This is a genomic window from Streptomyces sp. 8N616 (assembly GCF_052246385.1).
Taxonomy (GTDB): Bacteria; Actinomycetota; Actinomycetes; order Streptomycetales; family Streptomycetaceae; genus Streptomyces.
In genome coordinates this window covers 18,430-43,050 of record NZ_JBQQBY010000055.1, presented here as the reverse complement: position 1 = coordinate 43,050, position 24,621 = coordinate 18,430, and the positions used below count along the sequence as shown (strand labels likewise).

Annotated in this window: 18 protein-coding genes and 3 pseudogenes; 8 read left to right on the top strand and 13 right to left on the bottom strand. The window is 69.3% G+C overall.

Going from position 1 to position 24,621, the window contains the following annotated elements:
• Positions 1-38 precede the first annotated feature (38 nt).
• Complete coding sequence (locus tag ACTWQC_RS33580; protein WP_443319639.1) at positions 39-704, bottom strand: response regulator; 666 nt, start codon at positions 702-704, stop codon at positions 39-41.
• Complete coding sequence (locus ACTWQC_RS33575) at positions 701-1,831, bottom strand: sensor histidine kinase (RefSeq protein WP_443319638.1); 1,131 nt, start codon at positions 1,829-1,831, stop codon at positions 701-703. Before ACTWQC_RS33575 ends, ACTWQC_RS33580 begins: the two co-directional genes overlap by 4 nt.
• A gap of 168 nt (positions 1,832-1,999) precedes the next feature.
• On the opposite strand from ACTWQC_RS33575, the gene ACTWQC_RS33570 reads away from it, so the two are divergent.
• Positions 2,000-2,584, top strand: coding sequence for a hypothetical protein (locus tag ACTWQC_RS33570; protein ID WP_443319637.1), 585 nt, complete (start codon positions 2,000-2,002; stop codon positions 2,582-2,584).
• Between the two features lie 278 nt (positions 2,585-2,862).
• Positions 2,863-3,501: pseudogene (locus ACTWQC_RS33565) on the top strand (transposase family protein); the annotation flags it as partial.
• A 1,390-nt stretch (positions 3,502-4,891) separates the two neighbouring features.
• Here the strand turns inward: ACTWQC_RS33565 and ACTWQC_RS33560 are convergent.
• Positions 4,892-5,014: a hypothetical protein gene (locus tag ACTWQC_RS33560; protein ID WP_443319636.1), complete on the bottom strand. Its 123-nt coding sequence runs from the start codon at positions 5,012-5,014 to the stop codon at positions 4,892-4,894.
• A gap of 173 nt (positions 5,015-5,187) precedes the next feature.
• Between ACTWQC_RS33560 and ACTWQC_RS33555 the strand changes: the two genes are divergently transcribed.
• Positions 5,188-5,343: a hypothetical protein gene (locus ACTWQC_RS33555; RefSeq protein ID WP_443319635.1), complete on the top strand. Its 156-nt coding sequence runs from the start codon at positions 5,188-5,190 to the stop codon at positions 5,341-5,343.
• A gap of 250 nt (positions 5,344-5,593) precedes the next feature.
• Here ACTWQC_RS33555 and ACTWQC_RS33550 read toward each other — a convergent pair whose 3' ends face one another.
• The 3 genes from ACTWQC_RS33550 to ACTWQC_RS33540 all read right to left on the bottom strand — a co-directional run bounded on the left by ACTWQC_RS33550 (position 5,594) and on the right by ACTWQC_RS33540 (position 8,511).
• The gene (locus ACTWQC_RS33550) at positions 5,594-6,019 is read right to left on the bottom strand and encodes an SWIM zinc finger family protein (RefSeq protein WP_443319634.1); all 426 of its coding nucleotides are present in this window, start codon (positions 6,017-6,019) and stop codon (positions 5,594-5,596) included.
• Positions 6,020-6,520: 501 nt separating this feature from the next.
• Complete coding sequence (locus tag ACTWQC_RS33545; protein WP_443319633.1) at positions 6,521-7,021, bottom strand: GNAT family N-acetyltransferase; 501 nt, start codon at positions 7,019-7,021, stop codon at positions 6,521-6,523.
• Between the two features lie 275 nt (positions 7,022-7,296).
• A complete protein-coding gene (locus ACTWQC_RS33540; RefSeq protein WP_443319642.1) occupies positions 7,297-8,511 on the bottom strand; it encodes an MFS transporter in 1,215 nt (404 codons plus the stop codon).
• Between the two features lie 446 nt (positions 8,512-8,957).
• On the opposite strand from ACTWQC_RS33540, the pseudogene ACTWQC_RS33535 reads away from it, so the two are divergent.
• From ACTWQC_RS33535 to ACTWQC_RS33515, 5 genes and pseudogenes are all read left to right on the top strand, one after another.
• Positions 8,958-9,655, top strand: a pseudogene (locus ACTWQC_RS33535) (AsnC family transcriptional regulator); the annotation flags it as partial.
• A 104-nt stretch (positions 9,656-9,759) separates the two neighbouring features.
• A complete protein-coding gene (locus ACTWQC_RS33530; RefSeq protein WP_443319632.1) occupies positions 9,760-11,160 on the top strand; it encodes a tyrosine-type recombinase/integrase in 1,401 nt (466 codons plus the stop codon).
• A 745-nt stretch (positions 11,161-11,905) separates the two neighbouring features.
• The gene (locus ACTWQC_RS33525) at positions 11,906-12,901 is read left to right on the top strand and encodes a hypothetical protein (protein WP_443319631.1); all 996 of its coding nucleotides are present in this window, start codon (positions 11,906-11,908) and stop codon (positions 12,899-12,901) included.
• On the top strand, positions 12,898-13,107 hold the full coding sequence (locus tag ACTWQC_RS33520) for a hypothetical protein (protein ID WP_443319630.1): 210 nt from the start codon (positions 12,898-12,900) through the stop codon (positions 13,105-13,107). Before ACTWQC_RS33525 ends, ACTWQC_RS33520 begins: the two co-directional genes overlap by 4 nt.
• Positions 13,108-13,380: 273 nt before the next feature.
• A pseudogene (locus tag ACTWQC_RS33515) lies at positions 13,381-14,411 on the top strand (integrase core domain-containing protein).
• 285 nt (positions 14,412-14,696) lie between these two features.
• On the opposite strand, the gene ACTWQC_RS33510 reads toward ACTWQC_RS33515, so the two are convergent.
• Genes ACTWQC_RS33510 through ACTWQC_RS33480 form a run of 7 tightly spaced genes read right to left on the bottom strand, consistent with a single transcriptional unit; the run spans position 14,697 to position 24,619 of the window.
• Positions 14,697-15,251 (bottom strand): 4Fe-4S single cluster domain-containing protein, encoded by a 555-nt coding sequence (locus ACTWQC_RS33510; protein ID WP_443319629.1) that lies wholly within the window; start codon positions 15,249-15,251, stop codon positions 14,697-14,699.
• A gap of 26 nt (positions 15,252-15,277) precedes the next feature.
• Positions 15,278-15,817, bottom strand: coding sequence for a DUF1257 domain-containing protein (locus ACTWQC_RS33505; RefSeq protein ID WP_443319628.1), 540 nt, complete (start codon positions 15,815-15,817; stop codon positions 15,278-15,280).
• A complete protein-coding gene (locus tag ACTWQC_RS33500; protein ID WP_443319627.1) occupies positions 15,814-16,044 on the bottom strand; it encodes a DUF2997 domain-containing protein in 231 nt (76 codons plus the stop codon). The genes ACTWQC_RS33505 and ACTWQC_RS33500 overlap by 4 nt, the downstream gene beginning before the upstream one ends.
• A gap of 1 nt (position 16,045) precedes the next feature.
• A complete protein-coding gene (locus tag ACTWQC_RS33495; protein WP_443319626.1) occupies positions 16,046-18,061 on the bottom strand; it encodes a hypothetical protein in 2,016 nt (671 codons plus the stop codon).
• The gene (locus ACTWQC_RS33490) at positions 18,058-19,746 is read right to left on the bottom strand and encodes a hypothetical protein (protein ID WP_443319625.1); all 1,689 of its coding nucleotides are present in this window, start codon (positions 19,744-19,746) and stop codon (positions 18,058-18,060) included. The genes ACTWQC_RS33495 and ACTWQC_RS33490 overlap by 4 nt, the downstream gene beginning before the upstream one ends.
• Positions 19,743-23,045: an AAA domain-containing protein gene (locus ACTWQC_RS33485; RefSeq protein ID WP_443319624.1), complete on the bottom strand. Its 3,303-nt coding sequence runs from the start codon at positions 23,043-23,045 to the stop codon at positions 19,743-19,745. Before ACTWQC_RS33485 ends, ACTWQC_RS33490 begins: the two co-directional genes overlap by 4 nt.
• Positions 23,042-24,619: an AAA family ATPase gene (locus ACTWQC_RS33480; protein WP_443319623.1), complete on the bottom strand. Its 1,578-nt coding sequence runs from the start codon at positions 24,617-24,619 to the stop codon at positions 23,042-23,044. The genes ACTWQC_RS33485 and ACTWQC_RS33480 overlap by 4 nt, the downstream gene beginning before the upstream one ends.
• Positions 24,620-24,621 lie beyond the last annotated feature (2 nt).

The window sequence follows — 24,621 nt, the reverse complement described above, 5'->3', positions numbered from 1 at the left end:
CCCCCCCCCCTCCCCCCTCCCCCACCACCGCGTATGTCTCAGGGGTCGCTGGGGAGGGTCAGGCCGGCACGTACGGCGAAGACGACCAGTTGGGCGCGGTCCCGGGCGCCGAGCTTCACCGTGGCGCGGCCGACGTGCGTACGGACCGTGGCCGGACTCAGAAAGAGTTCCTTCGCGATCTCGTCGTTGGAGCGGCCGGTCGCCACCCAGGCGACGATCTCCCGCTCGCGGTCGGTCAGTTCCTCCAGCGCCGAGGAGGTGGTGGTGCCGCCCGCGATGTGGCGGGCGAAGTGCGAGACGACGCGGCGGGTGACGGAGGGCGAGAGGAGCGCGTCGCCGGCCGCGGCCACGCGTATGGCCTGGACCAGCTCCAGAGGGTCGGAGTCCTTGAGGACGAAGCCGCTGGCGCCTGCCTGGAGGGCGCTGAAGACGTACTCCTCGATCTCGAAGGTCGTCACGATGACGACGCGGGTGCCCTTGAGGGCCGGGTCGTCGACGATGGTGCGCAGCGCCTCGAGCCCGTCCATCCCCGGCATCTTGACGTCGAGGAGGAGGACGTCAGGAGTGGTCCGCCGGACCAGTGCGACCGCGGCAGCGCCGTCCTCGGCCTCGCCGAGGAGTTCGAGGTCGTCCTCGCGTTCGATGAGCACCCGCAGGCCCATCCGCATCAGCGCCTGGTCATCAGCCAGCGCCACCCGAATCATCGTTCTGCTCCTTCCGGAACGGGTATCCGGGCGCGTACCCGGAACCCGCCTTCGTCGCCTGGCCCGGCGGTGAGCGTGCCGCCCAGGGCCTCTATCCGGGAGCGCATCCCGGTCAGTCCCCGCCCGTCGGAGTGGTTCGGCGACCCGGTGCCGTCATCGTCGACTCCGACGAGCAGGGTGCCGTTCTCATGGACGATCTGAACCTTGGCCCGGGCCTGGCCCGCGTGCCGCAGCACGTTGGTCAGCGACTCCTGGACGACCCGGTAGGCGGCGGCATCGAGGGCCTCGGGCAGATCGGGCACCGGTTCCATGTGCAGGACCACCGACAGCCCCGCGCCCTGGACACGTTCGGCCAGCCTGGGCAGGCCGTCGAGTCCGGGGGTCGCGGCCGCTTGCATCATGCTGAGCGCGACCCGTAGATCGCTCAGTGCCTCGGTACTGGTGGTGCGGATGGCCTGCAGCGACTCGCGGGCCTGGGCCGGATCGTCGTCGAGCACGAGCAGCGCGACGCCGGCCTGCATCGCGATCACCGAGAAGCCGTGCCCGGCGACATCGTGCACCTCTCTGGCGACACGCGCACGTTCCTCCAGCGCCCCTCGTTCGACCAGTTCGGTGCGCAGCCGGGCGGCGGCCACGGTCCGGACCTGGACCAGCGTTCCCAACGACCACGGCAGGAGAAGCCAGTTCACCCAGGCGATGCTGATGATCACCGCCAGGCTGCTCTGGTCCGCGACGTTGACCAGCAACGCCGCCACGACAACGGCGGCAGCCGCGCCGCACGCCGGGAGGGAGACCCGGAGCGCACGGACGCGGGCGACCTGGAACGTCGCGAACACCATGCACAGCAGGACCGGGCCCGGCGCGTATCCACCGAGGAGATAGGCGCTCGTTCCGGCGGCGACCGCCGCGAGCATCACCACCGGGGCCACCCGCCACCAGGCCAGCGCACCGGCCGTCACCGCCGCCGCCAGCCAGGCCCACACGCCCGGCGAACGCTCCCAGTCCTGAACGGAGGCGGCGAAATCCGAGCCGACGACCGCGAGGACGGCCAGTCCGGCGGCGGCCAGGCCGGCTCGCGGCCCGGGCAGCGGCACCGCCCCCTGATCTCCTGCGGGTCTTCGCACCATGGCCCGAGCATAGAACCCGTTCGATCACGCAGTGCAGCGCAGCACAGTACGCAGCCCCGCGTAGGCGCGAATCAACGCCGGTGACGACGACCGGGGGCTCCTGCCCCGGTGATCCTTGCTTCCCGTACCGCACCGCGACACATGCGGCCAGCGACGAACGGAGGAGCCATGACCGAAACCATGACACCCGCCACCCGAGCCGACACCACGTCCGTACGGCTACGGAACCAGATCCGGGCCGGACGGGCCGGGAGCGCGGCTCGGGGAGGAGGGCCGAGGTGGCGCCTGCGCCCTCGGGCCAGGAAGTTCGTGCTGACCTGCCATGTGACCGTTGCCGTCGGCTGGTTGGGGGCGGAGGTCGCCCAGTTCATCCTCGGACTCGTCGGACTCTTCACCGGGAACCCCGAACTCGTCCGGGCGACCCGCCTCGTCATGGAACTGCTCGGCATCGAGCTGATCGCCGTCCTCGCCTGGTCGTCCCTCCTGACCGGCCTGCTCCTGGCACTGGCCACTCCCTGGGGGCTGCTCAAGCACTACTGGATCGCGGCCAAGCTCGCAGTGAACATCGCGCTGATGCTGGCCGGACACTTCCTCTTCCGGCACTGGCTGCAGCACCAGATCACGACGCCGAGCCAGACCGTCGGTGTCCAACTCGGCATCGGGGTCGGCACCGGGCTGGCGCTGCTCATGCTGGCCACCGTCATCTCCATGTACAAGCCCTGGGGCAAGACGCGCTTCGCCCGCCGCCGCTGACTACGGCCCCACCGGTGCCAACGTGGCGTACGCAGCCGGGCGCCCTGGAACGTCTCCCGTCTCACCTGGCGACTGCGGGTCCTGGACGACCGACCGTCGACGGCCACCGGGTGGGGGAAGCAGCGGTGGTGAACTACCGCAGCCGCAGTCAGCGAGGCTCCCACGGCCTCGGCTTGCCGGTGAGTGCGAGCCTGGGCAGCCAGGCGAGTGACGTTAGAGCTGTACCCGGCTGCGGACAGTCGTAAAGCCCCTGGTAGGACAGGTCTCACCACAAGATCATGTCCGTAACCGCCAGAGGCTTCGCGTTGGTCACCTATGTTGCCACGCTCGATGTCCCACGCCACGTCGTGGATCACTTGTCCCGCCTGCTGGCCGCGCACCGACGGCGCATCGGCACTCCGCGGGGCAGCCGGGCGCTCGGCCCGTTCCGCCAGGCCGTGCTGGTACTGCGATGGTTCCGCGAGCGCGGCTGCGTGCACTGCCTGGCCCGCGATGCCGACGTCTCCCAGGCCACCGGCTACCGCTACTTGCACGAAGGCATCGATGTCCTGGCCGGCCAGGCCCCGGACCTGCACGAGGTCCTGGACCGCTGCCGACGCGAGGGAATGACCCACGTGATACTCGACGGCACGCTGATCGAGTCCGACCGCCTCGCGGGTGTCCGCGACAACGGCAACGACCTGTGGTTCAGCCAGAAACACAAGGCATTCGGCGGCAACATGCAGTTCCTGTCCGCCCCGGACGGCACCCCACTGTGGCTCTCCGAGGTAGAGCCCGGCAGCGTCCCCGACATCACCGCCGCCCGCATCCACGCACTGCCCGCGCTATATAAGGCCGCGGCCGACGGCCTGCCCACCCTGGCCGACAAGGGCTACATCGGCGCCGGGATCGGCGTCCTCGTCCCGACCCGGCGCCCGAAGGGCCAGTCAGAGCAGGCCCTGCACGCAGACAGCGCGTGCACATACCGCAGGCTGACCACCAGGGGACACATAACCATCGAGGTCCTGGGCCTGATCTGGACGAGCGACGACTTCCCCAGTCCCGGCTACTGGCCCGCAAGGAAGCCCGGGTCGTCATCCGTGACTGGGGCCGGGCCAGGCGCGACGGCGACGAGGCGGGCATGCGCGACGCACTCGACGTGCTGCGCAACCAACCATTCGCGGACGTGTGGCAGTCGATGCTGCGACAGGCCGTGCTGCCCGGTGCCGACCTCGTCCTGGGTGACGAGCAACCCGAAAAGCTACGTATGCTGCGCGACGAAGAGCTGCGTGCCGCGACGCTGGTGGAGTTCCCCGTGCAGGCGGCACCGACTGCGGGTCACTGACCACCCCAGGGCCGGCTCACGCCGTGACCTCGCGGTGGCCCAGCGCAGCCGCCCGACCGCCTCGGCGAGTACGGTTTCGGCGCGCTCGGAGGTCTCTTCGCCGTGCAGCCCCAGTACGGAGGCAGCGATGTGGAGCGCGGCGACCATGCCGAAGGTCGCAGTGGCCTTCGACTTCGAGTGCGACGAGGAAGAACTCTGCACCACCTACGCGACCCCGAGCTGCGCGCCGCGCTGCTGGCGTGACTGCGGGGCACAGGCAGGCGACGCCACCCCGGCCCAATGAGCAATCGCGCGGGCGCTCCCGTACCACCAGGCATGCCCGCCGTCGGACGCCCGCGCGGGCAAAATGTGCGGCGTGCCGCAGGAACGGCGCCACCCGGCGGCCAGCACCCCGGAACACCCCACGACGGCGGCCGGTGGCGACGAAATCCGCAGCCCGACACGCCCTCATCTCGCTGACGCCTCGTCAGATCGATCCCAGCACCGATCCAGCAGCGGTACGGATAACCAGGGATGACCACAGGTGACGAGACGTCAGGATATCCAGCACGGATCCAGCACCGGTCACGGCGACGGGGTCGGCCCCGAATGGAGCCGACCCCGCATGACCTGCACATTTGCCAGATCCCTACATCGACGCTACGGCGAGCACTAAATGTTGAAGCGGAACATCGGCTACTCTGCTGTCACCTGCGGAGACGCCATGTGACGGATCACGATCCAGCAGGGATCCAACAAGGGGCCGCTACCCCGGCGGTGCCCGTCGCACGCCGCCCCGGCACCGCCCTGACCAGCCATGACGCAGGCAAAAACGGCCACTGCGCAGCACCCCGCTGACGGGTTGCCTGGGCCGGGCGAACGAGAGAGCGACGCGGCATCGTCCGCGTCACCGATGCGCAAGGTGGTGGTCGCGTCATCCCACAACCGACGGCCCCACCGTACCCGGCGGACAAGCACTGCCTGCGGCGAGCGCCCCTGCGAGGTCACAGGCCGTGCTGGTCCAGGAGCCGCATCAGGTTCCGCCTGCGCTTGTACTCGGTGCGCAGCCCGGTGACATACGCGGTGAACTCGTCAGGGGTGCCCAGACGGCGGTGGCAGTCGCGCATGCTCAACAGCAGGCTGGTCAGCTCCTCGTACGCCCGGTTGCCGGTCTCCTTCGCCAGGGGTTCGGCCAGGCGGTGGTAGACGCCGAGCGCGTCGGCGGGACGAGTGGCGCGGGCCCGGTCGGCGAGGGCGAGCCTCCCCCAGAGCCTTTGGCCTGGGGTACCGCCAGCCGGTCGTGGGCGTCGGCCTCGGTGGCGGCCTGCCAGGCGGCGTCGATGTCCTCGTCGTCGAGCAGGGCGTCGACGAGCACGGGACCGTCGTACCAGTGCGCGCCATACGGGTGAGCTCGGTGCCGCAGACGCTGCTGTGGAGCGGCGTCGGCTCGCAGTAGTTCCAGGGCCCCGGCCCGCTCGGACTGCCAGCGGGACGCCGCCTTTGCCGCCGTTCGCAGCAACTGGTACGTGGTGAGGGAGCGGCATGCGGTGAAGTGGTCGCGGCGCAGGGCGACCGCGTCACCGAGCCGGCCGGCACGGGTGTAACGGTCGCATAGGTAGTCGACCGAACGGGTGTCCAGCCCGGGAAGGCAGCCACGAGAGGGGGCCGAGGCTTCCTTGACGCCTCTTTCCGCCCAGCTCAGGGCTTCATGAGTACCGGCGTCCAGATCGCGGGCGATGGCCAGATGGGTGCTGCCATCCGGGGCGAGGTCGGGGCGAGCAGTTCGTCCCGGGAGAGCCCGTCCAACCACGCGTCGAGTACCCGGGCACGGTCGCGGCCCTGGTGCGCTGCCGTGGCAGCTCGTCCGGGCGGGCGAGCACGCTCAGACCGAGCGCGACCAGATGCTTGCAGAAGTTGCCCTCCAGGCCGTACGGGCAGTCGCACTCCCCCGCGAGCCCCGCGGACCCGTCGACGGTCAGCTCCACCTCGTACGCGTCCGTCCCGTGGACGGTGGCGGTGATCCAGCCGTCGCCGACCTCCACGGCGGTCACCGCGTCCAGATAGCCATGTTCCCGCTCGAAGGAGCGCGCCCCCGCCAGCCTCCGCAGATCCGCCTCGGTGAACACATCCATGGCCTTCCCGCCCCACCTCCGCACCTTACGTCCGTCTCGCGGAGCACCGGGCGGCCTACGGCCAAGTCCCGTCTTACGGGGGACAAATGGGGTTGAGGGAGTGGGCGGGGCAAGCCTGGCGGGCAGGGGGAGCCGGGGCCGGGAGCGCAGACTCCGGGGACTGGGGGCCGGGGCCGGAGCCTCGGTCGGACTGACCGAGCCGCGAACCCGGGCGAACACCCGCCCGACCTCGTTCAACAATACGGCCACCGCTGACGTCCGACTCCGTCACATTCCGCGTCGGAGACAGCCACTCTTCAGCAACTGACAAGCCGTCATTTCATCCAGCACAGATCCAGCAGCCGCGCCCTGTCTCCCGCCCCCGACAACGCCCCAAACCCCTGGCCTGGCCCAACGACCCAACCCATGTTCTGCCAGAACGTCACGCCAAACCAGCAATCTGATACAGAAACACCCCTTGACCTGCAGGGCCGTGGCGTTTGGCGAAGTGGTGATTGTGGATCAGGGAGCGATCTTCCTGTAGAAGCACACTCGGTCCTGTCCAGGGCCGTCATAGTCGCTGTGTATGGGAAGCCCGCCGACCTCGCGATCGCCTGCTTCGAGAGCGAACCCCATGGCGCGGTGAAATGCGATGGATCCCGTGTTCGATGGCGAGGTGATCGCCCGCACCTCCTGGCGGCCTGCCTCAGCGGCGCGCTGGAAGAACGCCGCGTAAAGACTGCGGGCTGTGCCTTGTCCACGCAGCTGCGGGTCCACTCCCACAAAGTGGATGTAGGTCTCCTTGTCGTTGTCGGCGGCGTAGAAGCCAATGAGGAACGCTGTGATGTCGGCATCGTCTTGCAGGACCAGGCTGGTGCCGGAGAAGAACTGCAGGAACAGCTTGGGCAGCAGCAGAGACAGTTCGCGGGCCTGCTCGGGGGTGCGTGAGTCTCCCCACCACCGCTGCACACATTCGACGATCGTGCCGTGGTCGGAGACGCGGGCCTGGCGCAGCTTGGGCATTCCGTTCCCTCTCGGATCCGTCCTTCATTGGAGCAGGGTGCGATAGCAGATCATCGCGCAGGCCAGGTCTGCGAAGCCGAGGAAGTGGTCGGCGACGTGTTCATAGCGTCGGTGCAGTCGGCGGGAGCCGTTGCGCGGTCGTCGGCTCGCCGACGGCCCCCGCCTTGGGGACGCTTCGGTACCGCAGGCACCACGTTCCGGAACAACCTCCACAGGTCGTTCGGCACAAGACGCTCCACTCAATCCTCATGCCGAGGACAACGAGCAGTCACGGATCAGAGGGGGGCTGCGCCGGGACCGCCTCCCCGGCTCCGGGCGCTTCCCGCTCGACGAGGCCCGGCTCCCGCACCAGCGCCAGCACCGCGATCCCGGCGAGCACTCCGACGACACCCGCGAGGAGCGCCGCCGCGTTCAGGCCCGAGGCGAATGCCGCCCGCAGCGCATGCTCGGAGACCCACGCAGCCCGGATGCGCCGCCGCCCGCGAGCGCATGGGCCTGACCGCTCGTGAGCGTGTTTTCCATACGGAGATCAGCACCGTGCCGAAGACGGCGACCCCGAAGGCGTATCCGAACTGCCGGAACGTATTGACCGCACCGCCAGCCATGCCCGCGCGCTCGGCCGGCACCGCGGCGAGCGCGGCGCCCGCGAGCGCCGGTGACACCAGCCCCGTGCCGACGCCCGCCAGCACCAGGCCCGGCAACAGCGCGGTCCACGACGAGCCCGCGTCCAGCACGGCCTGCGCGAGCGTGCCGGCGTCGATCAGTGCCAGGCCGACGCCGATCGTCAGACGCGGCTGCACCCCGTGCAGCATGCAGCCGCCGACCACGGCCGCCACAAAGGCCGTTGCGGCCAGTGGCAGTACGGTGAGACCGCCGTGCACCGGGCTGAGCCCGAGCACCGTCTGCAGCCAGATCGAGGTGTACGGAGCCACGGCGAAGGCCGCCGCGTTGAAGGCGAGCGCCCCCGCCATCACGCCCACGAACACGGGCTTGCGGAACACGATAGGTCCGGCAGCGGATGGGCCGCCCTGCGTTCGACGAGCACGAAGCAGATGAGCGCGAGCGAGGCGAGCCCGAACGTGGTCACGGTGCTCGCCGAGGTCCACCCGGAGCTGCTCGCCCGTACGACCGCGTACTTCGTCGCCCCCGCGAAGCACGCGAACACCACCGTGCCCGCCCAGTCGATTTGCCAGCCCCACGCCGCAGGCGATTCGGGCACGGTGCGCCGGGTCCAGCCAGAGCGCCGCTGTGCTCACCGGCAGATTCACGAAGAAGATCCACCGCCAGCCCGGGCCTTCGGTCAGCAGCCCGCCGACCACCGGGCCGATCGCCGCCGCGGCACCGCTGACCGCGCCCCACAGACCGAGCGCGACCGAGCGCTGCCTGCCCTGATACACCGAGCCGAGCAGCGACAGCGTAGTCGCGAACATCGCGGCCGCTCCCACCCCTTGGACCACGCGCGCGGCCACCAGTGCCATGGGCGACGACACCAGACCGCAGGCCAGCGAAGCCACCGCGAAGAGCCCGACTCCCGCCGCATGGACCCGAGCGCCTGCCCAGCAGGTCGGCGGCGGCGCCTATGCCGAGCAGCAGCGCGGCGAGCGCCAGCGCATAGCCGTCGATGACCCCTTGCAGATCGGAGAGCGACGCGTTAAGCGCCCGCGCCATGTCGGGCAGCGCCACGACCACGATGGTGACATCCAGCAACAACATGAACGTCCCCAGACAGCCCGCGGTGAGCGGCCCTTACGCATCTGTTTCTCCCCGTACGGCGTTGAGTGGCGTTGTGTGCGGCCGAACCGCGTGCGGCAAGCGTGCATACGGCCCGCACCGCGGTCTTCGATCACTCCCGTACGATCGGGCGTGCACGTTCGATGTCCCCAGCCACGACGGGAAGTTCGCCAGAATCCGACACGAGGGGGATTGTCGGCATGGAATCCCACGAGATGAGACACTCGATCTCAGGCTGCTGCACGCCCTCGAGCTCGATGCCCGCGCCTCCTTGAGCCGGATCGTCGCCGTGCTCGGCGTTTCCGACCAGACCGTGGCGCGGCGCTTCCGCAGACTGCGGTCCGAGGCGGGGCTGCGGGTCGTCGCCGTCCGCTGCGCCAGCGCCCGGATGGGACTTGAGCACTGGATGCTGCGGCTGCGCTGCACGCCCGAGGGGCCGCGACCGTAGCAGACGCGCTGGCCAAGCGCCCCGACACGGTGTGGATAGGCCTCACCTCGGGCGGCACGGAGGTGGTCTGCCAGACCCGCGCCCGCACCCGCGGCGAGAGCGAGAACTGCTGCTCGGCAAACTGCCGCGCACCCCGCACATCGTCGAGATCCGCGCCCACCAGCTGCTGCACCGCTTCTACGGCGGCCCGGCCGGCTGGCTCTCCAAGGAGCGGCAGACTCACCGACGCCGAGGCCGCCGCACTCACCCCGGAGCCGCACCCGCGCCCGGGGCCCGCCCTGATCACCGAGGAGGACGAGCCACTGGTCACCGCCCTCGAGCGGGGTGGACGCGCCACCTATGCGGAGCTCCGGAAGGCGACAGGCCGCTCCGAGTCCGCGGTCAGGCGCAGGCTGGCCGAGATCATCGGCGGGCCCGCCGCGTGCGAGGAAACACCAGCGCACTTGTCGCCTCGCACGGGTGAAGCCCAGGTCAGAGGGGGTCATGGTCGCTGGTGGTCGCATGGTGTGCGCAGACTGAGCGTGTAGGCACCTTGCTCCACCCTCGGGAGGCGATCACCATGCGCTCCTCTGCCGACCGCGGACGCGTCTACCGCCGCTGCGGCTGCCGCGACCAGCACCGCCGCCAGCTGGGCACACACTGCCCCAAACTCGTCGCCGACCGTAACCACGGCATGTGGACCTTCGCCGTCGACCTGCCCAACCCCAAAGGGACACGCACCACCATCCGGCGCGGCGGCTTCCCCACCGAGGACGCCGCCAGCTCGGCCCTGCGGCGCCTGCTCGAGGGTGAGGCCGGCGGGTTCAATGCCGACCCGAACCAGACCGTGGCGGACTACCTCACCACATGGCTCGAGACGAAGGCACTCGTGCTCAAGCCCACCACCATGGCCCGCTACCGCGACTACGTCACCCACGATCTTGTCCCCGTCCTGGGCAGCTTGAAGCTCGACGAACTCGGCCACCGCCACATCGCCAGCTTCGCCCATACCCAGCTGGCAGCAGGCCGCGGGAAGGTGACCATGTTTCGCTGTCTCGCCACACTCTCCAGCGCCCTGGGCGACGCCGTCCGACAACGCCGCCTCGCCCACAACCCAGCCCGCCCCGCCGTCCTCCCCCGCCCACCGGCAGCCGAACGCCGCATCTGGACACCACAAGAAGCAGCCCGCTTCCTGCGCTACTGCCACCACGCCGACCCCTTCATGGCCGACCTATGCGAACTCCTCATCGGCACCGGCATGCGCCGAGGAGAAGCACTCGGCCTGCACTGGACGGACGTCCACCTCAACGAGCAGGTGCTCTACGTCCGCTACACCCTCTCCGCCATCAACAACACCCGCTTGGTCCTCACCGCGCCCAAGACCCTAAGCAGCAAGAACTGGGTCGCCATCTCCCCGCGCGTCGCAGCCGCCCTCAAACACCGCGCCACAGCCACCCGCACCCATACAAGTGATCCGACAGACCCGTTCTCAGGCCTGGTCTTCTGCCGCCCCGACGGCCGGCCTCTCCGCCCCCAGACGCTTCTGGACCGCTTCCGCCGGCTGGCGAAGGAAGCCGGAGTGCCCCGCATCGGCCTGCACGACCTTCGGCACCTCGCCGCCACCCTCACCATCACCGCCGGCGTCCCCCTGACCGTGGTGTCCAAGACCCTGCGCCACTCCACGCTGTCCACCACCGCGAACCTCTACAGCCACCTCACCCAGCAAGCCGCCCGCGACGCCGTCGACACCATCGACCAAGCCCTGACCAACGCCGACCGAGACGGCGCCCGCCGCCACTGGCCGAACTGGCTGCGACCACACCACGACCACGCAGAAAGGCGGCACAAGCGGCTCAAGCCGCCCTACTCCCCCACCCCAGCAGCCAGTTCACCCCAGGCATCCCAATTCCAGGGCACATACGCGACCACCATGCGACCACCAGGCCTCCGAACACGGAAAAGGCCGCTCTCCCATCTCTGAGAAAACGGCCTATGACCTGCGAAAACGCTGGTCGGGACGACAGGATTTGAACCTGCGACCCCTTGACCCCCAGTTCGAAAACAAGTGCGTCTAGGGTTCTTCAGTCCGAATCGCGCAGGTCGGGGCCTATCTCGTCCGTCTAACGTCACACCTGATGCCACCTCATGACACCTAGTCCGTGAGAGCGCTGTGAGAAGGCGTGTGAGCCGCAGTGAGTTGTCTCACTGCGGCTCAGCTATGAACAGGGCGGCGATGTCGAGGAGAAGTGCTCGGCCTGCCGCGAGGACTGCCGCATCGCCCACCACTCCCGGGTCCGTTGCGGCCACTCACCCTCCGCCAGGCCACAGCGGTAGGGCAGGCGGCTCGGCCTGCTCAAACCGCAGGGTGGTCCGCGATACAGAGCCGGAGGTGCGGCGTGCCAGACCGGCAGGGTCCTTCGGTGCACCCACGCCCAGCCACGCGAACATCTCCAGTCTCACATTGGGCAGTTCATGCGGCCTACCCCACCTAAGGCATCTCAGCGCTATCATCGAGATGGCCGTAAGGCGGCCTGTTCCGGCACTGAGCTGCCCCAGTACAGTGCCACTCGGGGATGAAGGAGCCATAGCTTCACCTGAACGGTCTGGTATGTCCGATTGCGTCCGTACAAGGGCGCGCCGATCAGTTGTCGGATGCTCAGGGGCAGCAGCGTTCGGGAACGGGTCGTGCTATGGCTACCGGCGGACGTCTCTGCCGCCTCGCTCGTATGCGGAACCTCTACACCGGCGAGCCTCATCAGCTTGCTCTAGAGGCATTGAGGCATGCAGATAACCGTATCCCCATCCCTCAAGCCTCGACGCAGCAGGCATATCTTGAATCCCAAATTTTGGCGCATCTCAACAGTGGCGGCTGGTGGTGGGCACACCCGTTGGGCATCTCCGCGATTCGGCCATCAGATCGCTGGCCTGTTGTCCTGCTAGATAGCCATACAGAGCTTTCGGGCGGCGCTGCACACCCAATGAGCGACTTCGCAATCGTGCAGCTGTTGCCCTACGCCGAGCCCGGCATTCAGGTGCATGCAATTCCCGGCGTCCGTGTGGCAGCCACCCGTGGGGCTGACCTCCATTTGGCCATGATTGGAACCGATGCTCGGGTGATTCTGCGGGCTACTAAAGGTACCAACTGGCGTCAAGAGCTCAGCGAACGGCGGGAATCCTTGCTCGATGGAAAGCTGCACCCGCTGTGGGAGGAACCGGGCCTCACTCATTATGAGCGGGAGCACGAGGCTGAAGCACCGCTCACGATGCGAGCTGAACGAAATCTGGCCTGGCTCGGTTCAGGGCTTTTCCGCCGAATCGCGCTCTTCCATACGTCGAGCTCGGCCTACTCCACGAGATCTTGGATTCAAAGCGACGAGTGGAGGATAGAACTCGATACGGCAACTGGCGTCTCACTCGACCACAATGGGTTCCTCGCTCGCCTTTGTGATCGCAGCTGGGGTATTCCACTCAAGATCGAGCGACACAACTGCACGTGCCACCTACAATTTCCTCCCAATCGGCCCCTCTCGCGGCAGTGTACGTACTACCTCGCGCATACCCACGATGACTCCGGCGAGCTCCAGATCAGATTCCGGTCCGAACGGGCGTTTGAGGACGACGGTGTTCGAGCGACGCTGGAGAGCGTCGGGGCCGAGCAATCCTGGCTAAATCGGGTGCTTCCCGCGACCGAGGCTAGCGAGGACGCGGAGGCGTCACGGTGACCTGGGACACAGTAACGCTATTCATCCTGGCCTTCTTCGGTGCCCTGATCCTGCTGCTCTCCCAAATCCAAGAACTTCTCGCCAAGGCGCACGGGGTGATCCAAGCGTGGCGTGAGTTTCGCGAATGCCTGGAAGTTAGAAGTGAAGGCGACGAGCCTGACGACAGCGGCGCCTCGTGTCCGTGCTGGCAACATCATCAGCCGTGAGACCACACCACGTGCTGTCCCCGGACTCGTACAGTATCCGAGAAGCAAAACGCTTGCGGTTCGGAAGAAAGGCGGGGAGGGGGTGTTCCTCCTGGGCCCACGATCAGCGCACTGCGGGTGCCGATCATCCGCGCCGGTTACGGCCTTAATCACCGCATTCTGGTCGGCACCTGCAGCTCGCCCCGCGATCTTCACGTGGCCAGGAGCCGGGCGGCATCATGATCTGTCGCGCTGCTGCGCCTGGCCTACCTCGCCGCCACCCACACCTTCGGCCTGCTGCGTCTCTTGCCGATAAGCGACCGGGACAAAGGCATCGAGATCCTTGCCCTGCGGCACCAACTACTGGTCCTGCAACGCGAGGTCGGCAAGCCTGCCTTAACCGACACCGACCGCATCGTGCTTGCCGGGCTGCTCCATCGCCTCCCGATACATAAGCTGCGGCAGCTCCTTCTACTGGTGCGTCCGGACACGATCTTGCGCTGGCACCGTGACCTGCTCAATCGGCGCCATGCCGCGTCCTGCGTGCCGAGGCGACGCGGGCGCCCACCCACCATCCTCTCGATCCGCGCCGTGGTCCTGCGCCTGGCCCGGGAAAATGTCTCGTGGGGGTACCGCAGAATCCACGGCGAGCTTGCAGCCCTCGCCTCCACCGTCTGGGAAATCCTGAAGGAGAACGGCATCCCGCCTGCGCCGGAACGCCAGAGCACCACCTGGGCCGCCTTCCTGCGCAGCCAGGCCCAGGCGCTGCTCGCCTGCGATCTCTTCGAGACCCGCACCCTGACCGGGGCGCGCCTGTACGTCTTCGCGGCCATCGAGCACGCCACGAGACGTATCCGGATCCTCGGAGCCACCGCACACCCCACCGCGGACTGGATCGTGCGCTCGGACGCAACCTCGTCATGGACTTGGAGGACGCAGGCAGCAAGGCCAGGTTCTTGATACGCGACCGAGACTCCAAGTTCACGCCAGCCTTCGACGCTGTGTTGACCGATGCCGGGCTGGAGATCGTCACCAGCGGCATCCGGATGCCGCGGATGAACTCCATCATGGAGCGCTGGATACAGACCTGCCGGCACGAACTGCTGGACCGCACTCTCATATGGGACCAGCGCCATCTGCTCCATGCCCTGCGCGAGTTCGAGTTGTACTACAACGGGCACCGGCCTCACCGAGCCCTGAATCAAGCGGCTCCGCTCCGCCCGCTACCCGAACCGATCACCGAGCCAGGACAGATCAGACGCCTGGAGATCCGTCGACGAGATCAGCTTGGTGGAACCCTTCGCGAGTACCGACATGCAGCTTGACCAGTACAGATGATTTATCGGCACCCGCAGAGTTTCGACACGCGCCTCGCGCGGAAACGCTCGAACAGGCTGGCTGCACAGGGAGTGCACTGGAAACTATTGACGGTCAGTCGTCGGCTAGGGTGGCCCCGCGTGCGGGCTTACGTGGTTGCTGCACGGAAGCCACCCGGGCTCCGCGGGATGTCGCCTTCCGGTGAATGCGCGATGTAGGCCAGACACTACCCCGCATGCCCTGCTGAGCAGCAGATCAGAGCAGCGCCCACGCTGATCCGCACACCGCGTTCGCTATTCCATTACCTCCGAGGACGGGAAGCCCGTCACCGTCACGCTCCCGTCCGCCCCGATGTGGATCTCGCACGCCGTCTTTCCGGGCATCGAGGCCAGGGAGTAGCGCTCCGTGAGGAAGTGCACTGTCTGGTTGGAGGAGCCGCGCCAGACCAGATTGAGCGAGCGGTCGGCGCGGCGGAACCGTCCGGCGACGAGAATGTCGCACAGCGCCAGCAGCTCCTTGCGTGCTGGCGAGTCGAGCTCGTTCAACTCGAACCCCGTGAACGCCATGACCGAGAGACCGGCGGCGCGAACCCGGGAGGCCAATATCGCGAGCTGGGCCGCCTGTTCGAAAGGCTCGCCGCCGGTCAGGGTGATGCCCTCGATTCCCTCGGTAGCAAGGATCGTCTCCGCCAGGTCGTGCACCGGGACTTCCGTCCTCGGCCGGTGGCTCCAGGTGTCCGGATTCCAGCACCCGGGGCAGTGCAGGGAACAACCCTGAACCCACACCACAAAGCGCTCCCCAGGCCCGTTGACCGCGCTGCGCGGGATCGTCCGGGCAATGTTCAGCATGTCCTCAAACACCAGACTTCAGGACATCAGTAGACACGCTTGACGAGGACGAGCCGGACCGTGTCGCCCTGACGAGTCTCCTGGACGCGGTATCCCATGTTTCGTGCCTTGTCGTGGACGGCCTGGCGCTGCGCCTCCACCAAGCTCTGCCGTTCCTCCTCTCGTCTGCGTGCCTCGATCTCGGCCAGCCTGCGCGCCTCCGTCTCGGCGGCCTCACGGATCTGCCGCGCGAGTATTTCCTGCTTGACGGCGTCGTGGTGCTGGTAACGGGCGCGCAGCTTCCGCATCCACTGCTGGCCGTAGCGCGACTGGTCGTAGTCGCTCACGTGCGCCCGGAACCCCGTGGCGGTCCGTTCGAAGCCGATGTCGTTGGACAGCTGGCCAACGTGCCGGCGGCGGATTACCACGTGGGCCCGCTGCCCCCGACTGGATCCCTCGTAACCGACGAGCGGCACGGCGCTGCCGTGGACCTCGACCCGGTCCGCTGGGAAGCCAAGGTCTGCCAGCGCCTTCACCAGGCTCTCCTGGTCGGCCATGGGCGTGGCCAGGGTGATGTAGGCGCTCATGCCGTCCGCCCCCCGCCCGGTTCCGTCGTCCTGCCCAGGCGCGCCGCCCGGTTGCGCGTGACGGTGCGCTCGTCGGTGTCCGCCTTGCGCTGCGTGCTCTCCCACTCCGCCAGCCCGTCGAGCAGCTTCTCCAGGTCGCGAAGGCAGGCATCGCCGGAGAAGCCGTCGGCCTCAGCCGTGATGCGACCGTCACGGTCGATCTCCACCTCGATGCGCTGTTCCTTCATCTCACCCCTTACGCGTGGCAACGAGGCGCGCGCCCAACCTCGCCGCTTCCGCCTCGCCGCGGTCCAGTTCCTCCCACCGGCTGATCGCGAGCAGGCGCTCCTTGCCCGCGCGCAGCAGGCTTCCCACCTCGGGCATGGCCTCGTCCGGAACCTGTTCCGCAGCACTCGCGCTCGCCGGCGGAACGAACGAGCCGGTACTCCGCTTGCTGGGTGCCAGAGCAGCCGGCGGACGAAACTCGAAGGGCTTGTCAATGGTCGCCTGAGCTTGTTCCACGGACTGCTCCAACATGCGGATTCGCTTGCTCAATCTGGTCTGCTCGTCGCGGAGCTTGTGCTGCTTGGCCCGGTGGTCCTTGCGCTCCTTCTTCGACATGCCCTCGACCTTGTTCTGTGAGGCAAGCGTCCCGAGATCCGTCTCGATATCCGTGAGCCGCCGCTGCTTGTCGGCCAGCTCCTGCTCATGGGCCGCTAGATCCTTGCGGGCCTTCTCGCAGGCTGCGGCGTGCTCCTGCTTCTGGCGGTTGCGCTCCGCCTCCTCGCGCGCCTTCCGCTCGGCCTCGGCCACCTCCTCCTGCAACTCCGCGACCCGGGCCTCGACCTCTGCGAGGTGTGCCAGGGCCTCGCGGGCGTCGTCCGGACCTACCTCAGAAGGCTTGACCTCGCCGCACTTGAGCACATCCGCCCGCAAGTTCTCCCGGGAGCGGCCGAATCCCAGCAGCGCTCCTTTCAGCACGGTGAAGGCCCGGCCCAGCGTGCCCTCTTTCTCCTCCAACGAGGCCAGCGTCGTGAGAGCTGCCTTCACCCGGGCCGCATACTGATCGTCCAGGATCCGCCACGACCGCACCAGGGAGTCCTCCACACCGCTCTTGGGTGACAACGGCGTGCCGACCCGCCACCGCCACCGCACCGAGAGGGCCAGCAATGCGGGCTCGGGCCACGACGGCGGCTCGGTTGCGGGCATGCCCCGGAGGGACGTGGCCACCACCAGTCCCGCATCCAACTCCTCCTCAGAGATGAGGGCTTGCGGCTGCTCCTGACCGGCGCGCCACACACGGCCGTGCGGGCCGACCCGTTCCTCGGCCTCTCCAAGAGTGGCTTCCGTCCGGAATATCGCATCCGGCTCCAGCTCCAGCACCCGGGTGAGCGCGGCAGCTTGGTGGTCCGTCAGGGAAGTGCGCAGCGACCAGCGCGCCGTGGACGGTAGTGCCGTGGCCCGCGAACCCGTCGTGCAAGGTGGCAGGCCGAGGTCGGTCCAGACGACGTCGGTGCCCCGCCGCACGGCGTCCGCAAGACTGGCGTGCCCTTCGCCGGACGGGGGCACCCAGACGCGTGCGGCCTCCCCGTCCGGGAGGCGGCCGTCGCACGCGTACACCGCCGACCCGGGATCGGGTTCGGGCAGCCGCGCGCCGTCCGGCTCCAGCCGGACGGCAGCGTGCGGCACGGGGGCTGGCAGGTCGAAGGGGGCCTCGCCGCGCGGGCGCCACCGCACGTCGCCCTTGGCGGGCCACCCCTCGTCGTCGGACCGGTTCCAGTACAGGTCCAAGAAAGCCAGGCGCGCCGCCTCAACTTGCTCCGCCTCCAGCGCCAGACGCCACTCGCCGGGCCCGTCTGGCCCCATCCAGAGCCAGCCGCAATCGCCGCACAACACGGCGGCGACAGGCGCCTGCCGTACCCGGCGAACCAGCACCCCGGTGGGCGGCGCTCCGAGGAGCCAGTCGGGCGCAGCCCAGCCGTCAGGGGCCAGCGCGTAGACGCGGCTACCGGCACTGATGGCAGCCGCCGCGGAGTCTGCGACCGCGGGGACGGCGTCCGAGATGATCACCAGGGCGGGGCTCTGCGCGGGCACGGGCACGGCAGCGTGCGCATCGCGCGCCAACACCGGGGAGCTGGGTGGCGCACTGGTCCGCCCCTGGATCAACCACGCGGTGTCCAGCCGCGTGGCTCTGCGGTCCTGCCTTCGGCCGGCACCGTCCAGTCTGGCCGGGATGGCTCCTGTCAGCTGCGTCGTGGTCGTCATCGCCCGTCGGCCTCCGTCCACGCTGCCATGGGCCGGTGAAGCTGCTCGACGCTCAGCCGCGCTGCGACCAGGTCACGCCAGCGCAGGGGGGTTACGGGCGAGGGCTCCACGCCGTCGTCCACGCGGGCGTCCAGCGGGCTGTTGGTCATCTGCCAGCCGTATGGGGCGCCGCGCTCCGGGACCACCACCAGGTAGCGGTCGTGGAGGTTGACGGAGTGCCCGAAGACCTGGCGGTAGCGACGGGGGCGGTGTCCGGTGAGGCGCTCGACGTGGGCGGCGGTGGCGTCGTCGGTGTCGTTGCCCGTCCAGACATCCAGTGCCGGAGATCCCAGCTCCGCCAGCGTCGCCACGAGTAGTTCGAGGCTGCGGAGGTTGTCGCGTCCGCGCACGTACTTGTCGACCAGCAGCAGGCGGCGCGGCTTCTCGTCGCCGGTGAGGCGGTCGAGCAGCATACGCATCGACCAGCCGCCCCGGTAAGGCACCCGGACCACCGCACTGTCGTAGTCCGTAGAGACCAGGTAGTCCCGGTTCCCCGCCTCGATGCTCATCGGCCCGAGTTCCTCCTGTGAGACGGGAGTCGGGGCGAGGTCGACGGGTGCGGCGAGCCGCCAGAACACCTCCGGAGCCAGCTCGTATCGCGCAAGCAGCGCATCGTGGTCCGGCAGGATCGGCCCTGGGGCGGCCAGCGGGGTGTCCTCGGTCACGGATGCGAACAGTCCGCGGACCTGTACGCGGGTGTGGCGGAGGCCGCTGCCCTCCAAGCGCCGGTCCAGGCGGGCCATCGCCCATGCCTGCGCGTCGTCCGCGGTCGCCGGGCCGATGGGCACGTCCGAGAGTACGGCGCCGCTGCTCCAGTGCCCGTAGCCCGTTACCTCGACCCCGCCGAGGTCCAGCGTCATGGCGAATGCCTCCTGCTCCGGTACGGACAGCCGGGCGACGGGGACCGCGAGCCTGCGGTCCTCGGCGGACCACCTGCCGTGGGCGCGCAGCGGGCCGAGCGCCCACGTGTCCGCCAGCCGCCACAGGTCGATCTCCATCCGCTCGGGCTCGTGACGGATCGGGCGGTGGCCGGAGGCAGTGTCGATGGCGCCGTCCAGCCGGACCTCGCTGGCGCCGTGTGGGCCGTGGGTCCAGTCCAGCACCCACGTCACCCGGCAGTAGGCGCGCGACTCGCGGCGCAGAGCGCCGTGCCTGCCGTGGTTCGACGGGAAGGACCTCAGGACGAACCGGCGCTGGGGATCCACGACCGACGGGTGCGCGGTGTTGCGGTCCGGCTCCACCGGGATGGCGTCCGTATCGGGGAACCGGCCGTCGCGCGAGGACGTCAGACGCTCGACGTGCAGCAGGCGGGAGCCGAGCAGCGGGTGGCCGGCCACCCACATCTCGTACACGCCCTGCTCCGGGACCGGCGCCCGGTCCGTGTCGGCGACGACCTCGCCGAGCCCCGTCAGGCTGCCGGAGCGGTCACACAGGGCCAGGTCGCAGCACCAGCGGACCACGTTCGCCGCGCCGGCGTCAGTCAGCCCCGGCAGCGCCTGCTGCACCACCGACGGGGCGATGCGCCCTCCGGAAGTGCGGGCCGCTCGGCAGATGGCGCCGAGCTCCGGACGCTGCTCCAGCGACGCCATCTCGGCGAACGCCGCGAACCGGCTGACGGGGACTTCGTCCGTCAATTCCGTTCTCATCGTGGCCCCTTGCCCCTCTTGCCGGTCATGCTGCCTCCGCTGCCCTTGAGCCAGTTCCTGGCGTCCTCGCGTGAGCTGTGCCTGGCCAGCTCCTCCAGCTCGGCCGTCCGGCACCCCGCGAAGTAGCCGGCGTTTCCCACGACGACGAGTTGCTGGCGGGCCCGCGTGATCGCCACGTTCAGGCGATTACGGCTGTCGAGGAAACCCACCCGCGCGGTGTTCCGCATCGAGAGCAGCACGAGGTCGGCCTCACGCCCCTGGAACCGGTCCACGGTGCCGCATACGATCTCGACGTTGCCCACCCGGAAGCGGCTGCGGCGGTCGTCCCCGGAGACCCGGCGCAGCATGTCGGAGATCGCCCCCTCCTGCCTGACGTAGAAGCACAGACACGCCACCTCCCACACCGGCGGCGAGGCACGCCGCGGCGGACCGGCCTTCCTCGCCCAGGCCAGGAATTCGCGGACGACTGCCTCCATGACGCGGACCTCGTCCTCGTTGACCCCGCCCCGCTCGCGACCGCGCACGTCCACCCAGGCCCGCCGCCCGCGGAAGGACCCGAAGTTCCATGCGAGGTCCCGGTCCCGGGCGTCGATGGTGTTCGCGTCCAGCAGGGACTTGCCGCCGTAGACCAGCGCTCGGGGGAGGGCCGAGATGTCGGCGTGCATGCGGTGCTGGTACGACAGGCTCCCGAAGCGGGCCCGGAACGCGCCGGCTTGGCGGTTCGGCAGGCCCTCGGTCAACGCGGACGCGCGGGCCCGGCCGTCGCCGATGCCCTCTTGCAGCACCTCCAGGATGCTGGGCAGGCCGATGTCCTGGATCTCCGCGACGGGTTCGGAGATGTCCACCGCCGCGGGGAGCAGCTCGCGCAGTTGCCGGGACAGCCGCTCCGGTTCGCGCTGGTCTCGGCCGTGTTTCAGCTCATGGATACGGGTCAGCCGCCAGGCGATCTCGTTGGCCAGGTCGTGCTCAGACAGCCAGCGCCGCTCGCAGGACTCGGCCCCGGCGAAGGTGGAGATCTCATCGCGCCGCTCCCAGTAGCTCGCGGGCAGGCGCCCGGCGCGCTCCAGCCACCAGGCGTGGCGGAAGAGCAGGGGGTGGGTCTCGGGCAGCCCGCGCCCGCCGAGGGCCGTCAGGTCGCGGTGGTGGAGCAGGTCGGCAGGCAGGTGGTCCGCCACCTCGGGCAGGACGTCATCCCCGACCAGCACCCAGTCGCAGGCCGCGAGCGCCAGCGCGGCCGGGTCTCCCGCGCGTATCCGTTCCGCACTCACCTCGAGGAACGGCCCCTTGCGCTCTCCGGTGCGCGCCACCACCCGGGCCACCGACAGCGGGAAGTCCTCACGGTGCGCCAACTCCTCGCCCAGCCGGTCCAGGACCCCGGGCGGTTCGACCACCAGCCAGCGCGCCTCGGTGCGGCGCAGCGCGCGGCGGGCCAGGCGGAACAGCAGCAGGCAGGCGCGCTGGTGGTCCGGCGGGAGCACCTCGCGGTCGTTCTCGTCCGCCAGGGACCGCAAATTGGCCACGATGTCGGCGCGGTCGGCGAAGGGCGGCAGCTGGTGGATGTCTCCCACCACAATCCATCGCCTGGCCATGAGTGCCGGCACCAGGAACTCCTGGATGAGCGTCTTGCTGGCCTCGTCCACGATCAGCACGTCCCAGTGGGGCAGGGAAGTGATGCTCCGCTCCCGAGGGTTGCGCTCCTGCTCGTGGGCGTCGAACAGTGGGTGGTTGACGATGCCCATGGTGGTGCCGCAGGTCAGGTTGGCCGCGCTGACCACCGTACGCTCTGCCATGGCCGCCAGTTCGCCCTCACCCAGCACGCTCAGATGCGGCACCGCCCGCCAGCTCTCGACCAGCGCCTCCACCTTGTGGTCGATCTGCGTGGCCTGCACTTTCTCGTCGACCTGCTTGGTTCGGCCGATGCGGACGGCATCGACCGGGGCGCCTGCGTCCAGCAGCCGCTCCAGCACGTTGTCGATCGCGACGTGCGTCGACGCACAGAGCAGCACTCGCTCGTCGTCCGCGATCAACTGCCGGACGAGCTCGCAGATGGCGGTGGTCTTGCCGGACCCGGGCGGCCCTTCCAAGATCGCGAGGTCCGGCGAGCCCAGCGCCTTGGCGACGAAGGCGCGCTGCTCCTCGGTGCCGCTGCGGGTGGGGTCGGTGAGTTCGGTCCATCGTTCCGGAGGGGCGGGGCGGACGGCGGGCCACCGGACGCGCTCCGGGTTCTCGCACAGGCGCAGCAGCCCGTGGTGATGCGGCAGCGGCGCATCGGTGAGCTGGCGCAGGGCGCGCCGTTGCAGTTGCAGGTTACGGATGTTGACCGGCAGGAAGAGAGAGGCACCGCGCGGCGGCAGGCGGTCCAGGAGGAGCTGGTACCTGTCCGAGTCGACGCGCTTGACCTTGAAAACGGTGTTTCTGCTGTGGCGCGCCTGGGTCCAGACCTCATCCACCTCGCCCTCGCAGAAGGCCGCCCGCGGGTCGAGGAAGTCCTCCGGGTCGGTGTTCTCGGGTGGCAGGAGCTGTACCCATGATCCCTTGGAGCCTCTTCCGCCTCCGCGCCGCGGCGCCGCCCACGCGAAGCGCACGCCGTTGTCGCCGGTGAGCAGTCCTTCGGCGGGCAGCTCCTCCACCTTGAGCGTGCCGCCAGTGAGCTCGTAGGAGCGCCCTTCCGCGTCCCGCAACCGTCGCAGCCCCTCAAACTCGGGCAGCACGTGCGGCTCGACCGGCTCGCCGTCCACGACGAGGTCGCCCTCCCCGTTCCACCCCTCCACGACCAGGACCCAGCCGTCCTCCTCCGGCTCGGGGGTGCGTACGAGGCGCAGGCCCGCGCCCTGGGCATCCTCGACCGACGACGGCGGGGGCGGCGCCGCTTCCCGGGCCAGCGCGTGCCGCCGGCCGCACCAGAACACCTGGTCGTCCTCGCGTAGATCGCTGTCGAGGTCGAGGCGGAGCCCGGCCGCGTCCCGGTGGTAGTCCAGCACGTTGATCACCGCGCTGCGGTTGACCGCCATCAGCGGCTGGGTCACGTCGGGTACGGCGTCGGCGGGCCAGTCCGTCACGTGCCAGGCGGGCTTGCGCCGCGGTACCAGCACCCTGCGGTCCAGGGCGGTCAGGTGGACCTGCTGCAGGTCGCGGACGGGTTCCCACGGGAGCTGGTAGCGGAACTGCCGCTGCTTGGCAGTGTGGATGGCCTGGCCCAGGAAGCGGTTGAACGGGCGCAGGGTGCTCGATGTCTGGCGCATCAGAGCAGGGGCGACGTTGGGGTGGCCGGCGACGGCGTGGAAGTACAGGCCCTTCACGTGCGTGCTCCCGGGATAAACGGGTTGCCCGTCTCCTGGCGCAGGCGCGGCACACCGCCCTGGGTGTCCGCGGGCAGCTGCTCGGGGAGTTCGGGGCTGGCCAGCCGTGCCCGCACCCTGGCCCACTGCCGTAACTGGCCGATCTGCTCGCCCATCGTGCGCGACAGCGGGAACGTCGACTTCAGCGCTTGGTCGATGTGTTCGGTGCGCAGCTCCTTGCCCTCGGCGAAGGCCTCCACCAGCCCCTCGCGCACGGCCTCCTCCAGCTCCGCCCCTGAGTAGCCGTACGCCTCGGAGGCGAGCGCGTCGAGGTCGAAGTCGGCCGGGTCGCGCTGCTTCTTGCGCAGGTGGATGTCGATGATCTCCTTGCGCACGCCCAGCGTCGGCAGGTCGACGAAGAAGATCTCGTCGAACCTGCCCTTCCGCAGCAACTCGGGAGGGAGCATCTCGATGCGGTTGGCGGTGGCCACCACGAAGACCGGGTCGCGCTTCTCCTGCATCCACGTCAGCAACGTGCCGACCACACGAGCCGTCGTACCGCCGTCCGACTGGTCGGAGGAACCCATCCCGGCGAGCCCCTTCTCGATCTCGTCGATCCACAGCACGCACGGGGCGAGCGCCTGTGCGACCTGGAGCGCGGAGCGGATGTTGCCCTCGGACTGGCCGACGATGCCGCCGAACACCTTGCCCAGGTCGAAGCGGAGCAGAGGGAACTGCCAGGCGGCAGCGACGGCCTTGGCCACCAGGCTCTTGCCGCAGCCCTGAACTCCCAGCAGCAACACGCCCTTGGGCGCGTCCAGGCCGAACGCGCGGGCCCCCGCACCGAACGCCCGCCCGCGACGGTCAAGCCACACCTTCAGGTTCTCGAGGCCACCGACGTCGGTCATGCGCGCGTCCGGCTCGTAGTACTCCAGTACCTGGCTCTGCCGGATCACCCGCTCCTTCTCACGGACCACCAGGGGCACGGCCGCGGGGCCGAGGCGGCCGAGCTCCTGCGCCGCCTGCCCGAACGCCAGGCGCGCCTCCATCACCGTCAGTCCCCGGGCTGCCTCCAGCAGCGTCCGGTCCTGGTCGTGGGTCACGCCGTGCTGCTCGGCGACGTGCTCGGCGACGACCGCCAGATCGTCCGTTCCCGGCAGCGGCAGCTCGACCGTCGGTACCTCCTTCTGCAGATCCACGGGCAGCCCCGGCAGTGGGGTGGACAGCACCAGCAGCCGGCGCGGCGAAGCCTCCAGGCGGCACATCTCCCGGATCCAGCGAGCGATCTGGTGGTGCTGGGGTTCGAGGTACGGGTGCACGTCCTCCATCAGCAGCACGCCGCCGCCGGCCGCGTCCCGCAGCCGCAGCATCGCCTCGATCGGATCGGTCAGCCCCTCGTCCTGCGGGGAGCAGCTCCCGTCGGCGTCGACCGCGAGCAGCCCCGTGGACGAACTCCACACCTCCAGCGGGACCTTGAGATCGCGCGCGAGCCCGATACACCAGCCGCGCACCCGTTCCCACTCGAAGGACGCCACGTGCAGCACGTTTGCGCCGGACCTCACGAGGCGGTGTACATCGTCGTACGTAGCGGTCACGC